Genomic DNA, 14,407 nt, shown 5'->3' with positions numbered 1-14,407 from the left:
TTTATTAAAAAAAACTAAAAAAAATATTAATTCAATAAGCATAGATAAACAGAGGTTTTGTTGAATTTTGTATTTATAATACTAAAAATATTTTAGTACTTTGTTTTGCATAATACTAAAAGTTTTATATATATTTGTATAACAAAATAAAACAAGCCGTTCTTATGAATATAGAGAAAACAAAAGTTCAGATGCGAAAAGGTGTACTGGAATATTGTATTCTCAGCATTATCAAAAAAGGAGATGCATATGCATCTGATATCATAGACGAATTGAAAAAAGCAGAGATGATTGTTGTTGAAGGAACATTATATCCGCTTTTGACAAGACTAAAAAATGATGACCTTTTACAGTATCGCTGGGAAGAATCAACATCAGGACCACCTCGCAAATATTATGCACTTACAGAGTTAGGTGAAAAATTTTTAAAAGAATTAGCTGAAACTTGGGAACAGTTAATTGAAGCAGTGAATAAAGTAACCACAGAAACGCACAAAAATGGATAAAACAGTATCAATAAGTATAGGAGGATTTTCTTTCGTGTTAGACGAAATCGCCTATAATAAATTAAAGACCTATTTACAAGATGTTAAAACTTCGTTGAGAGGAACAGAAGGTGTAGAAGATATTATTGAAGATGTAGAAATCCGTATTTCTGAATTGTTTCGTGAACGATTAAAATTTAGAGAAGTTGTTAACGAAGACGATATCAATTTTGTAATTGCGACAATGGGACATCCAGATCAATACAAAGTTGAGGATGAAGAAAATGAAACTGCATCTACAAATTCATCTCAGAATTATTCATCAAATAATCAATCTTATGGAGGACAACAAACTAGTGCAAAACGTTTGTATCGAGATCCAGATGATACAATTGTAACAGGGTTATCTGCTGGTTTAGCACATTATATGGGCGTTGATCCTTGGTTTGTACGTTCTATTTGGTTAGTTCTTGGAATTTTAGGAATTTTCACAGCTGGTGTTTCATTTTTCTTAGTAGTATTCTGTTATTTTATTCTGCTAATCTTTGTTCCAAAAGCAAAAACAACATCTGAAAAATTGCAGATGTACGGACAACCAGCGAACATTGATACGTTAAAAAAAAACGTAGAACAAGCCAGTGATGCTGTTGTAAGTGGGAGTAAAGAATTGAGTAATAAATTAGGTGGAGTATTTGGTGTTTTTGGACGAATTTTACTTTGGTTCGTAGGATTTATCATTCTAAGTTCTGGAATTGGATTAATAATTGGAGGTTTTTTCTTCTTCTTTACAACTTGGACAGAAATGCCAACAGAATTATTCGGTTATCTTGTAGAAGAACAGTGGATGAGTATGGCAGCTAAGATATTTGGAGGAATTTTGATGATGATTCCAGGTGTTTTATTGACAATTTTAGGCGTAAAATGTTTCTGGAATAAAGTAAAAGTAAGTAAAGCTGTCATATTTGGATCAATAGCTCTTTGGTTTGTTGCATTATTTGCAATCATTGGAATATCAATAAGTACAGCAAGTAAATTTAGAAACTCAGTCGAGTTGACACAAGAAAAAAGTTACATAATTCCTTCTGATACTTTACAAGTTTATTTTAGAGAAAATAATGAAGGAAACATGAAATTCAAAACTTTTAACGATTTAGATCAATTAATTGATGCTGATGGAAACCTAATTATTCCAATTGATGATATTTTTGAGATTGAAGAAAGTACAGATGAAAAGTTTCATGTTCAAATTACTTATTCTTCTAAAGGAGGAAGCAAAGAAGAAGCAAAACGAAATTTAGAAGCAATCAGATATAATTATGAATTGAAAGACAATAAGCTTTATTTAGATGAGTTTATTAAAATTCCAAAAGATGGCAAATTCAGAAACCAAACAGTTGACATTAAATTGTATGTTCCTAAAAACAAATTGATTCACTCAAATAATGCTGATCGAATTAAAATTATTAATAACGATAATGACCGAGATTATTTATACGATTTAAAGAATAAATTTATTGGATATAATGGAAAAAAATTCGTATGTTTGAATTGTCAGAAAGATTCAGATTCTGAAGATGAAATCAATCTTGATTCAGAAAATCTAAACATTAATGTAAATGACGGAAACGATTCGGCGAGAGTTAGAATTGATAAAAATGGAATTCGTGTTGAAAGTAAAGATGGTTCTGTAGGACTGAATTTACCAAGAACAGAAAACAGAAACAAAAAAACAAACCAAGAAATACACTATAAAGATGATACAGATTCTATTAACATTAACTACAGAAATCATTCAAATAATCGTTGATTTCTTTGCATAAACTCAAGAAGTATTTTAATTAATAATATATAAAAAGAGACATTTCATTCAGGAATGTCTCTTTTTATTTTATGTCGATTTACAAATATCCGTTTCGAGTTTTGTATGTTTGCATATGCTTAAAGCATATTTTTATGAAAGAATTTTTAGGTAAATTACTCTATTCTTTAGGAGGTTGGAAATTAGACAATCATCTCGATTTGTCAAAAGTAGATAAATGCGTTTTGGTTTGTGCGCCGCACACTTCTAATTGGGATTTTTATTATACTATTTTAGCTTTTTGGCAAATGAAAATTCCGATGAAAATGTTTATCAAAGATGCTTGGACAAAGCCTTGGTACGGATATTTTATTAAGAAAATGGGAGGAATTGGAATAGATCGTTCGGAACGAAAAAATATGGTAGATTTTGCTTCGGATATTTTAAAAAAATCAGATAAATTATATTTAATCAATACACCAGAAGGAACGAGATCGCGTGCAGAAAAATGGAAAAATGGATTTTTTTACATTGCACAAAAAGCAGATGTTCCGATTGTTTTAGGTTATTGTGATTTTAAGAAAAAACGAGCTGGAATTTCAAAAATTGTAGAAACAGAAAACAGAACTTTAGAAGAAGTAATGAGCGAAATTCAAGATTTTTATAAAGATGTTAACCCAAAATATCCTGAACTTTATAATCCAAAAATATTTTAAATCATGAATGAACAAGATCGTTTAAAAAAGCTCAACGAAATGTCAAAAAATACATTACTTGAGACTTTAGATATAGAATTTACAGCAGTTGGAGAAGATTTTTTATCAGGAAAAATGCCTGTTACAAGTAAAGTTCATCAGCCTTTTGGTCTTTTGCATGGCGGAGCTTCTATCGTTTTGGCAGAAACATTGGGTAGCACTTTATCGAATATAATTTTAGATTCTGATGATTTTGTGGCAGTTGGTCAACATGTTGATGCAAATCATCTTCGTCCAAAAAAGGAAGGAACAATTTTTGGATATGCAACTGTTGTGAAACAAGGTCGTACTTCGCATTTAATAAAAATCGAAATTAAAGATGAAAACGACAAATTAATCTGTTATACACATTTAACAAACGCAATTATTTCTAAAAAACATGTTTAAAAAATTTCAAGATAAACTTGAAAAACTTATTCAAAATCAACAATCTTTTCTACTTTTTAGAAAACCAAATTCAACACAAGTAGAATTATGGGAGAATAAAGAGATTGAATCAGCTCAAAAGTTTATTTGCAATAGTTTTGATAATACAACTTTCATCGAGTTTAAAGATGATGAGGTTATTGAAATTGAAATAGATAAATTACCAAATTTCGAACTTTCTTTGCCAGAATCAGATAAAAATGAAGCAATTTCGTATGATAATTATATCGATTTGATTCAAAAAACTGTTCAAGAACTACAGAGTGATTCGCCTACAAAAAAAATTGTAATTAGTAGAATAAAAACACTTTCTCTGTCAAATATAAATTTGGCTGAAACATTCAAAAATTTACATGAACATTATCCAAATGCTTATTTGTATTTGCGATATAATGCGGAGGAAGGTTGTTGGATAGGTGCTTCTCCCGAATTATTATTAAAAGAAAATAATCAATTCATACAAACTGTTTCTTTGGCTGGAACAAAGGCGAAAGAAGACGAATGGACAGAGAAGGAATATCATGAACAACAAGTTGTTACCGATTATATTACGTCAACTTTAGTACCTTATACATCATATATTGATGTTGATGGACCATTTTCTGTAAATGCAGGTTTCTTTGAACATTTGAAATCATATATTTCGGCTCAAATCAAAGATAAATCAGAACTTTATAATTTACTGAAAGCTTTGCATCCAACACCAGCTGTTGGAGGAATGCCTAAAGATTTATCAAAAGATTTTATTCTAAAAAATGAAGGATACGATCGTACTTTTTATGCAGGTTTTATGGGCTATCAAAATGAAACAGAATCAGAATATTTCGTTAATCTTCGTTGTGCTAAAATATTTTCGAACAAAGTAAATTTGTATGTTGGTGGAGGAATAATGCCCGATTCTATTCCAGAAAATGAATGGCGAGAAACAGAATTAAAATCAAAAACAATCGGAGAATTGTTGGTTTAATTAAAAATTAATACATTTTATTCTTTGCTTGAGAAAGATTTTATATTAAGCTTAGAAGAGATATTTGATTAGATTAAAATTAGAGAATTTATTCGAAAAGTAGTATTTTCGAAGGATTAAAAAAGACAAAATAAAAAAGATATATAATGGCAACAATAAATTGGCAAACGGTAAAAGAATACGAGGATATTACATTCAAAAAATGTGATGGAGTAATGCGTATTGCTTTTAATCGCCCTGAAGTTCGCAATGCATTTCGCCCAAAAACAGTTTTCGAATTATTAGATGCTTTTCAATTAGCAGAAGAAGATCGTGAAGTTGGTGTGATTTTATTAACTGGAGAAGGTCCTTCGCCAAAAGATGGAGGTTGGGCATTTTGTTCAGGAGGAGATCAACGTGTTCGTGGAGCAAAAGGTTACGAAGGACAAGATGGAGTTGGTCGTTTGAATATTTTAGAAGTACAGCGTTTGATTCGTTTTTCGACTAAAGTTGTTGTAGCCGTTGTAAATGGTTGGGCAGTAGGAGGAGGACACTCATTACATGTCGTTTGTGATATGACGTTAGCTTCTAAAGAGCATGCAATTTTTAAACAAACAGATGCTGATGTTGCTTCTTTCGATGGTGGTTATGGTTCTGCTTATTTAGCAAAACAAGTTGGTCAGAAACGTGCTCGAGAAATATTTTTCTTAGGATTGAATTATTCTGCACAAGAAGCTTATGATATGGGAATGGTAAATTTAGTTGTTCCGCATGATGAGTTAGAGCAAGTTGCATTTGATTGGGCTCAAGAAATTTTAACAAAATCGCCAACGGCAATTAAAATGTTGAAATTTGCATTCAATTTAGTGGATGATGGTTTGGTTGGACAACAAATTTTTGCTGGAGAAACTACACGTTTTGCTTACGGAACTGAAGAAGCTGTAGAAGGACGTAATGCTTTCTTAGAAAAACGACCAAGAGATTTTTCTAAATTTAGATAATAAAATTTTCAAAATATAAAGTAAAAGCGATGTTCGACATCGCTTTTTTATTTCTTAAAAAATCAATTACATTTACTCAAAACCCAATACTATTGTGATAATAGAATTTCCAGTAACAGTAGATTTTTTTGGACATTCAGTTTTAATTCATCCAATCCTCGAATCAATTGGGATTTTTATTGCGATGCGTTATTATGCTTTTCTCCGAAAGAGTAATAAATCAAGTTTAACAACAATTCAGTCGTTTAGTATCATTATTGGTGCATTAATTGGAGCTCTTTTAGGTTCTAAAATTGTTGGAACATTAGAAAATACTCAAGCTTTTTTCGATGCAAAAAATCCCTTTCTTTATTTTTGGACAAGTAATACAATTGTCGGCGGATTAACCTTTGGTTTAATTGGTGTTGAGCTGACAAAGAAAATTATTAATCATAAAGAAAGTACAGGTGATTTGATTGTCTTTCCCTTAATTTTAGCGATGATAATTGGTCGGATTGGTTGTTTTTTGACTGGTATTTACGAACAAACGTATGGCATAGAAACAAACTCAATTTTCGGAATGAATTTAGGAGATGGTTTATTGCGTCATCCCGTTGCTTTGTATGAAATTGTTTACCTTATTTTTCTTTGGATCGTTTTGAAAATTATTCAGAAAAAATATATTTATCCTTCGGGATATCTTTTTCAAATTTTTATGCTAGCTTACTTTTCATTCCGTTTTTGTCTAGATTTTATCAAACCAATTCATTCGTTGCTTTTAGGCTTTAGTTCTATACAATTAACATGCATTTGTGTCATTATTTATTATATCTTTAAATTATCACAAACTAAACCTAAATATTTAAAATGATTTACACAGTTATCTTTGCAGAAGGTGGTCTTGGAAACGGAATTATTTATGTTATCATCATAATTTTGTTAGGAATCGCAATTATTGGAGGAGTTGTTGGTTCATTAATTTCGCTAATTATTAACTCAATTTCGGGACACAAAAAAGAACGAAAATACTATTTAATGGTTTTCGGAATGTGTGCATTAATAACACTTGTTATTTCAGGAATGATTTGTGGTTCAATAGTGTAAATATTAACCAATGTTAGCAGTTATTTTTTTACAAAATTTTATACATGAAGGAACTATAAATTTTATTATTTTTCTTGTTGTATTAGCTGTAATTCTTATAGCTTTTATAGGTTCAAGTCTTATTACTTTAATTTATAAATTAATTCAGAAAAATGTTAATCGAAAACGATTAATGTTATTGTTTTTTATATCATTTATTAGTTTGATCATTTTAATTATTCTAATTTCTTTAATATCAATTGTTTCTATTTTATTATAGAAGATTTTATATACTCAAAACCATACTATGCCAGTTAGAAATTACACCTATTACGATTATACAATAAGTCTTTGTCCAGAATGTTTGAAACGAGTTGGGGCAAAAATTATTATTGAGGACCAAAATGTTTTTATGACAAAACGTTGCCCAGATCATGGTTTTTTCAAAACAAAAATTGCAACTGATGTTGATTATTACAAGAACATCAGAAATTATAATAAAGCTTCTGAGATGCCTTTGCATTTTGGAACGGATGTCGATTATGGTTGTCCGTACGATTGCGGTTTATGTGTTGATCACGAGCAACATTCATGTTTATCAATTGTAGAAGTGACAGACCGATGCAATTTGACATGTCCAACTTGTTATGCTATGTCATCACCTCATTACGGTTCTCATCGTAGTTTAGAGCAAATCGAAGCTATGTTCGATACAATTGTAAAAAATGAAGGTGAGCCAGATGTGGTACAAATTAGTGGCGGTGAGCCAACAATTCATCCGCAATTTTTTGAAATTATGGAAATAGCCAAGTCAAAACCGATTAAACATTTGATGTTGAATACAAATGGTATTAGAATAGCAAATGATCCTGGTTTTGCTGAAAAATTAGCGACTTATGCACCAGAATTTGAAGTTTATTTACAATTTGATTCATTCAAAAAAGAAGTTTTAGAAGATTTTAGAGGTAAAGACTTGACTGATGTTCGAATGAAAGCTTTAGAAAAATTGAATGAATTAAATCTTTCTACAACTTTGGTTGTTGTATTACAAAAAGATAAAAATATTGATGAAATAGGTAAAATAATTGATTTTGCACTCAAACAAAAATGTGTACGTGGCGTGACGTTTCAACCTGTAGAAATTGCGGGAAGAAATAGAGATGATTCGGCTCACGAAAAAATTACATTGACAGAAGTTCGTCAAGAAATTATTGATCAATATCCACTTTTCAATTCAGATGATATTATTCCAGTCCCGTGTAATCCAGATGCTTTGGCAATGGGATATATGTTGAAATTGAATGATGAGGTTATTCCGCTTACACGTTACATAAATCCTGCGGATTTGTTGAATAATGAATCAAAAAATACAATTGTTTACGAACAAGACGAAGAATTAAAAGTGCAATTATTAGACATTTTTAGTACAGGAATTTCGGTTGATAAAGTGCAACCGAAAGTGAATCAATTACTTTGTTGTTTACCAGAAGTTTGCGCGCCTGAATTGGATTTAGATTATGATAATTTGTTTCGAATAATTATTATGAATTTTATGGATGCAAATGATTTTGATGTTCGTGCTGTAAAAAAATCTTGTGTACATATTGTGAACAAAGATTTGAAATTAATTCCATTCGAAACGATGAATTTATTTTACCGCGACGAAAAAGCAGATTATTTGGAAGAGTTGAGAAAAGATGATAAAGTGCTATTTTAGATGAATTATTTTTCTTTACTTTTATTAAAAGAAAATCATTTATAAAGGATTTCAAAAGGAATAATATTTAAAAATTAAACAATAAAATGACAAACTGCTTATTTTTTGGAGATAGTATTACGTACGGAGAATACGACGGAATATTAGGAGGTTATGTAGAAATTTTGAAACGATATTGTCATGCAGAATTTTACAATAACAATGCAAATGAAGTTAATTGTTTTAATCTTGGAATAGGAGGAGAGACAACTGAAGGCTTAATGAAGCGTTTTGAAGTTGAAACAAATGCGCGTATTTCACCGGATGAAAACCTAATTTTCTTATTTTATGGAGCTAATGATGTAGCTGAAAAAAATGATATAGAATTGGTTTCTTTAGCAGATTTTGAAGCAAACTTATTTGAAGTTATTTCCCAAGCGAAAGAATTTACAACGAATATTTATATGCTAAATATTTTACCAATTTCTAAAAAAGTTGATGGTGTAAAAATTCCTGAACGTAAATTTCGTACATCTGAAAAAATTGAATTATATAATCAAAAAATAAAAGAATTAGCTTCTCAAAATAATATTAACTTTATTGATATTTATTCAAGTTTTAATCCAAATAAAGAAGAATTTCTCTCAAAAGATGGAATTCATCCAAATGAGAAAGGTTATGATTTTATCGCAAATCAAATTAAACCAATTCTTACAAGATTACTATAATTACCTTTACTCATTATAAATAACTCATTTCTATTTTGTAAGTTTGTAATGAAAGTTTATGGTAATTTTTAAAATAAAAAATTAGTATTAACAAACGAAATTTTCTTCGGGGCAAGGCGAAATTCCTTACCGGCGGTTATAGTCCGCGACTCCTTTTAACTTTGTTATGGGACTGATTTGGCGAAATTCCAAAACCGACAGTATAGTCTGGATGAGAGAAGAAAATTGAACATAATTGAAAGTTATGAATGATAAATGTTAAGTTTTGAGTAAAAAACTCAAAACCTGCAATTTTAAATTCATTACTTAACAATGTGTTTCGCCCTGAAGTGATGTTTCATGATAAAAACAAAAATCAAATGAAAACAATCACACAATTTGGCTCAACTGCCAATGAAAGAATTGCAAATGCAATTAAAGAACTTCAAAACGGAAAAGGAATTTTATTAATCGATGATGAAAATCGTGAAAACGAAGGTGATATTATTTTTCCTGCTTCCACAATTACAGCTCCAGATATGGCTATTTTAATTCGCGAATGTAGCGGAATTGTTTGTCTGTGCATATCTCAAGAAAAAGCAAATGAATTGGAATTGAATCCGATGGTGGAAAACAATAATTCTCGTTTCCATACAGCATTTACTGTTACAATTGAAGCTAAAGAAGGTGTTACAACTGGCGTTTCTGCTGCTGATCGTATTCAAACGATAAAAACTGCAGTTAATTCTTTTGCAAAACCTTCAGATCTTAATCGTCCTGGACATGTTTTTCCTTTAATAGCTCGTCCAAATGGTGTTATGGAACGCCGTGGACATACAGAAGGAAGTATAGATATTGTAAAATTGGCTGGTTTGGGAAATGAAGCTGTTTTGTGCGAATTAACAAATCCTGATGGAACTATGGCAAAAGTGCCTCAAATTATAGATTTTGCAGAGAAGAATGAAATGACTGTTTTAACAATTGAAGATATTTACGAATATCGTCTTCAATTAGAGAATAAAAAAGAGTTAGAATTCGCTTAAACTGAATCATAAATATAAAATCATAAACTTTCAAAAAACTTCGTGAATTAATTCACGAAGTTTTTTTGTTTAAAACAAAAGTGAGCTTTTTCAGCTCACTTTTTAATCAATTGATTTTAGTTATTAATTATTTTTTGATTAATTTTTTAGTAACTGTTTGTCCTTTAACATTCAATTTAATAAGATAAATTCCTTTTGGCAAAGATGTAATATTGATTGAACGATCTGAGTTTAGTTGGAAATTAATTTTTCTTCCTGATAAATCATATAACTCAACAGAATTCAAGTCATCAGCTTTTACAAAAACTTTGTCAGATGCAGGGTTTGGATAAAGTTGTATCTCATTTGCAATTGAATAATCTGTAAGCGAAAGATTTCCTTCTTTAGAAGCATCAGAATATGTATTAGAAGCATCAATAGATTTTACACTCCAATAAATATTTTCAGGAGCATTTTCTAATTCCAAGAACCAAGATGGAGTTGTAACAACATATTTTGCAATATCTTGTGCACCAGCTTTTGTTCCTACTTTTATTTCGTATCGTAATGCTTTCGTTGGAGTTTTGTCATCACTTGCTCCATTCCAAGAAAAATTATATCGATTATCTTTTTTCTCTAAATAAAGACTTGTAGGAGCAAGAGGTTTTTTATTTTCTTCCGCAGAAGTATTTTTGAATAATTTGGTTAAAGCTGGAATACTTTCTTGATTCCAATCAAAACCAGACATTAATACATCTAAATGGTTGTCATTGTCATAATCTAAAAGTTGAATATTTCCTTGGCTTCCTAAATTAGATAATCCTGTATCTTCTGCTTTTGTGAAACTATGAGTAGAAGGATTATAAAGAAAAACTTTAACCCATCCGTTAAAATCTTCATCATCTCCGATAACTATAAAATCGTAGTAACCATCATTATTTAAATCTCCAGTTTTGATACTAGATCCTAAAAGGCCTTCATTCTCAATAATTTCTGAAGTGAATTTTCCTTTTCCATCGTTCCATAAAACAGTTAAATATTCATTAAAATCCTCGTCAACACCAGAAGCAACCAAATCTAAAAAACCATCTCCGTTAAAATCGGCATAATTCATTTTTCCATCGCTCATTCCAGGTAAATCTTGAGAAAATTCTAATTTTCCATTATTGTTTAAATAAACTTTGAAAGTTGCTGTCATATCAGCATCAAAACCAAAAACAACAGCATCAAGAAGATTATCGTTATTTAGATCCATCACTTTGAAACTTCCATTTTGAGTGCCAGGCAACCAAGCATTTTTTACATCGAAACCATTTCCGTTGTTTTTATGCAAATCCAATTCAAAAACAAATCCTTTATCTTTTACATATTGTACACCGTTCAAGGCAAAATCTTGTTTTCCATCATTATTGAAATCAAAAACTTCTAACGATCCATAGATTTTTCCTGGTGTGTTTTCAATCATTTCGAAACCATTTCCTGTATTTCTAAATTTGTATTGTTGATAGTTGACAATATCATTATAACTTAATCCTGTAGAAACAATATCTAAAAGACCATCATTATCAAAATCTATAAATTTGATATCTCCTAAGTGAGTAGAATTAATTCCTAAATCGCCGTAAGTAGAAAAAACTCCATTTGTGTTTTTGTAAATTTCATTGAAGGTAACATCAACATTTCCGTCTTTATCAGAATCTATTGCACCATTATAAATTACATCTAAAAAACCGTCTCCATCAAAATCGGCAATATCGCTCGAAGAGTAGTAATAATCAGCGATAGAGGTTTTTATTTCTTTAAAATTTTGGGCATTCAATGCTAATGGTAATAGTGCTAATAAAAAGGTAAATTTTTTCATATATTATAATTATTTTTATTTAGTCTAAATTAAATAATATATGAAACCTGACAAATTTTTTTATAGGGTTAAAACATAATATTTATCAGTAATAAAAGCTGATGAAATGGAGGAATTTTAATGAAAATTGGAAATGAAATTGGTTGTTATTTTTTCCAAATATTTAAATTATTGAATCGCATTTTTTTTGTTGATGTTCAAAAAAATAATTAACCAAAATCAAGATGATTTGATAAAAATCAATGTACATTTAAAAGATCAAAATTCAATTTAAAAAATGACGACAGAGAAGAAGATTCCGTCCGTTTGGAAAAATAAAGAATTTATTCCATTCATATTTTTAAGGTTTTCCTTAATCTTTGCTTTATTCATTCAAAGTACTTCCGTAGCCTACGAAATTTTTAAAGTAACGAAGAAAGAGATTTTTCTTGGTTTAATAGGTTTAGCTGAGTTTTTACCAATTCTTCTAACTGCATTTTATGCAGGGCAACTGGTCGATAGATTGGATAAAAGAATGATTTTGGTACGAAGCATTGGTTGTTTTATGATCGCTTCTTTTGTGCTAATGATTGTTAATTTTCCATCAGTTCGACAAGAAATTGGAATTCCTGTTTATTTAGGAATCTGTTATTTCGCATTTTTTATTTTGGGATTAACAAGATCTTTTAGTGGACCAGCTTTGTTTGCACTTTTAGCCTTAGTGGTTCGTAAAGAAAATTATACAAAAGCAATTCCAGTTTCCTCTTCCGCATTTATGATTGGTTCTGTATTAGGACCATTGTCTGGAGGAGTTATTTTAGCAAATTTTGGAATAGAAGCAGCTTTAATAACAGCTTTTACAATTATGTGTATTTCGATGATTATGATATTATTGATTTCTAAAAAGCCAGCAGAAATTACAGAATTTGAATCGATAGAATCTCCAATGATACGCATCAAAGAAGGATTGAAATTTATTTGGGCAACACCAATTATTTTGGCTGTTTTAAGTTTAGATATGTTTGCCGTTTTCTTTGGTGGAGCAGAATCATTATTACCAGCATTTGTCGAAAAAGTATTGAATCAAGGTTCTGAAGCATTTGGATTATTACGTTCTGCACACGGAATAGGATCTATTATTATGCTGTTTTTCTTATCAATGATACCGAGTTTATTAAAAGGAAATGTCGGACCAAGATTATTGCTAGCTGTTGCTATGTTTGGAGTTTGTATTATTGGTTTTGGATTTAGTCAAAATCTCTATTTATGTTTTGCGATTTTATTATTTGCTGGAGCTTTCGATTCAATATCTATGGTAATTCGTCAAAGTATTTTACAAATCAAAACGCCAGAAAATTTAAAAGGTAGAGTTTCCTCAGTGAATTCTATTTTTGTTAGTTCTTCTAATGAATTAGGAGCTCTAGAAAGTGGAATTGCAGCAACATTTTTAGGATTAGTTCCTGGAATTATTTTTGGAGGAATAATGACGATTTTAACAGTGATATTTATCGCATTTTTTATCAAACAAATTAGGCATGTAGAATTGAAGTAAATAAAAACTTAGTTATTTAACTAAGCTTTTTTGTTCTTTCGCTTTTTGTTTCGCCATATAAGAAAACCTGTAATTGGTAAACTTGCTACAATCATTGAAGAGCTAAAAGCTAATATCTTTCCAAATAATCCTAAAATTTGTCCAGTATGAATATCATACATCGCATTAGAAAATTTTTTACCATTTGATAAATCTTTATCCATTAATTGAGATGCTTTAAATTGTTCTGAATCAAATTGATATTCGTCAACAGTATAATATTGTAAACTTTTGTGATAAGCTCTTATTGCCAATGGATTTTTTTCAGGAATAGGCATATAAATCCAATGCATTGTTGCATTAGGACTATTCTTTAAACTATATTGATATGCTTTATCGACAACTGAAAAATTGTTTACTAAAATTTTAGAGGGTTTGTAAACATATCCTTTTTCCTCATTTGGATAGGATTTTCCTAAATTGACAATTTGTGAATACGATTCTCTAATGGGTTTGAAACTAAAAGCTAAACCAGATAAAGCAACAATTATGGCTATAGAAAATGCATAGAAACCTAATACATTATGTAAATCATAATTCACACGTTTCCATTTCGCATTCCATTTTATTGTCAGTGCATTTTTAGCTTGTTTTTTCTTTTTTGGCCACCATAAAATCAAACCACTTATCATAATAATGACAAAAATAACGGTTGAAATTCCAATGATATTTTTACCAATTTCTCCTAATAAAAGATTCATATGAATATACTGAATAACCAAGAATAAATCTTGTTTCATATTTTCTTGGTATAGAATTTTGCCAGAATAAGGATTAATGTATATAAAATAGGATTCTTTTTTGTCATCTTTTGTCATCACAACTGTCGTGCGATTTTTATCCATATACATCACACGTAAAACTTGATGTTTAGGATTTTTCTTCTGAACGTTTTGAATGATTTGGCTCGGTTGTATAAAAGGTTGATGACTTACTTCTATTTTTCTGTAATTAAAAAGAGCATCTTTCAATTCATCTTGAAAACAGAAAATTGCTCCTGTAATAGCGACAATAAAGATTATTATGCCTGTAAATAAACCTAACCACTTATGTAGAAAGATGAAAATTTTTTTCATAA

14 protein-coding genes and 1 riboswitch are annotated in these 14,407 nt (G+C 29.8%); of the genes, 12 read left to right on the top strand and 2 right to left on the bottom strand.

Annotated features, from left to right (window positions below):
* The first annotated feature begins 164 nt into the window (after nt 1-164).
* From ACMHJW_RS08955 to ribB, 11 genes are all read left to right on the top strand, one after another.
* Nucleotides 165-506 carry a PadR family transcriptional regulator gene (locus ACMHJW_RS08955; RefSeq protein ID WP_413533066.1) on the top strand — a complete coding sequence of 114 codons (342 nt, stop codon included), beginning with the start codon at nt 165-167 and terminating at the stop codon, nt 504-506.
* Nucleotides 499-2,292 (top strand): PspC domain-containing protein, encoded by a 1,794-nt coding sequence (locus tag ACMHJW_RS08950; RefSeq protein ID WP_413533065.1) that lies wholly within the window; start codon nt 499-501, stop codon nt 2,290-2,292. Before ACMHJW_RS08955 ends, ACMHJW_RS08950 begins: the two co-directional genes overlap by 8 nt.
* Nucleotides 2,293-2,438: 146 nt before the next feature.
* Nucleotides 2,439-2,999 carry a 1-acyl-sn-glycerol-3-phosphate acyltransferase gene (locus tag ACMHJW_RS08945; RefSeq protein ID WP_413533064.1) on the top strand — a complete coding sequence of 187 codons (561 nt, stop codon included), beginning with the start codon at nt 2,439-2,441 and terminating at the stop codon, nt 2,997-2,999.
* A 3-nt stretch (nt 3,000-3,002) separates the two neighbouring features.
* Nucleotides 3,003-3,425, top strand: a complete 423-nt coding sequence (locus tag ACMHJW_RS08940) for a PaaI family thioesterase (protein ID WP_413533063.1) — start codon at nt 3,003-3,005, stop codon at nt 3,423-3,425.
* Nucleotides 3,418-4,431 carry an isochorismate synthase gene (locus ACMHJW_RS08935; protein ID WP_413533062.1) on the top strand — a complete coding sequence of 338 codons (1,014 nt, stop codon included), beginning with the start codon at nt 3,418-3,420 and terminating at the stop codon, nt 4,429-4,431. The genes ACMHJW_RS08940 and ACMHJW_RS08935 overlap by 8 nt, the downstream gene beginning before the upstream one ends.
* A 146-nt stretch (nt 4,432-4,577) precedes the next feature.
* Entirely contained in the window at nt 4,578-5,411 is an 834-nt protein-coding gene (locus ACMHJW_RS08930) for a 1,4-dihydroxy-2-naphthoyl-CoA synthase (RefSeq protein WP_413533061.1), read from the top strand.
* Between the two features lie 94 nt (nt 5,412-5,505).
* On the top strand, nt 5,506-6,261 hold the full coding sequence (locus tag ACMHJW_RS08925; RefSeq protein ID WP_413533060.1) for a prolipoprotein diacylglyceryl transferase: 756 nt from the start codon (nt 5,506-5,508) through the stop codon (nt 6,259-6,261).
* Entirely contained in the window at nt 6,258-6,494 is a 237-nt protein-coding gene (locus ACMHJW_RS08920; protein ID WP_413533059.1) for a hypothetical protein, read from the top strand. The genes ACMHJW_RS08925 and ACMHJW_RS08920 overlap by 4 nt, the downstream gene beginning before the upstream one ends.
* A 286-nt stretch (nt 6,495-6,780) precedes the next feature.
* Nucleotides 6,781-8,190 (top strand): radical SAM protein, encoded by a 1,410-nt coding sequence (locus ACMHJW_RS08915; protein WP_413533058.1) that lies wholly within the window; start codon nt 6,781-6,783, stop codon nt 8,188-8,190.
* Nucleotides 8,191-8,276: 86 nt separating this feature from the next.
* Complete coding sequence (locus ACMHJW_RS08910) at nt 8,277-8,897, top strand: SGNH/GDSL hydrolase family protein (protein ID WP_413533057.1); 621 nt, start codon at nt 8,277-8,279, stop codon at nt 8,895-8,897.
* A 98-nt stretch (nt 8,898-8,995) separates the two neighbouring features.
* Nucleotides 8,996-9,124: riboswitch (FMN riboswitch) on the top strand.
* Nucleotides 9,125-9,256: 132 nt separating this feature from the next.
* Nucleotides 9,257-9,919 (top strand): 3,4-dihydroxy-2-butanone-4-phosphate synthase, encoded by a 663-nt coding sequence (gene ribB, locus ACMHJW_RS08905; RefSeq protein ID WP_413533056.1) that lies wholly within the window; start codon nt 9,257-9,259, stop codon nt 9,917-9,919.
* Nucleotides 9,920-10,046: 127 nt separating this feature from the next.
* Here the strand turns inward: ribB and ACMHJW_RS08900 are convergent, their stop codons facing one another.
* Nucleotides 10,047-11,759 carry a T9SS type A sorting domain-containing protein gene (locus ACMHJW_RS08900; RefSeq protein WP_413533055.1) on the bottom strand — a complete coding sequence of 571 codons (1,713 nt, stop codon included), beginning with the start codon at nt 11,757-11,759 and terminating at the stop codon, nt 10,047-10,049.
* A gap of 277 nt (nt 11,760-12,036) precedes the next feature.
* On the opposite strand from ACMHJW_RS08900, the gene ACMHJW_RS08895 reads away from it, so the two are divergent.
* The gene (locus tag ACMHJW_RS08895) at nt 12,037-13,290 is read left to right on the top strand and encodes an MFS transporter (RefSeq protein WP_413533054.1); all 1,254 of its coding nucleotides are present in this window, start codon (nt 12,037-12,039) and stop codon (nt 13,288-13,290) included.
* A 20-nt stretch (nt 13,291-13,310) separates the two neighbouring features.
* Here the strand turns inward: ACMHJW_RS08895 and ACMHJW_RS08890 are convergent, their stop codons facing one another.
* The gene (locus ACMHJW_RS08890; RefSeq protein WP_413533053.1) at nt 13,311-14,405 is read right to left on the bottom strand and encodes a PepSY-associated TM helix domain-containing protein; all 1,095 of its coding nucleotides are present in this window, start codon (nt 14,403-14,405) and stop codon (nt 13,311-13,313) included.
* Nucleotides 14,406-14,407: the final 2 nt, after the last annotated feature.

Source organism: Empedobacter brevis (assembly GCF_965118635.1).
GTDB classification, from domain to species: domain Bacteria; phylum Bacteroidota; class Bacteroidia; order Flavobacteriales; family Weeksellaceae; genus Empedobacter; species Empedobacter brevis_A.
The sequence above is the reverse complement of the archived record's forward strand: the minus strand, read 5'-3'. Positions and strand labels throughout refer to the sequence as shown.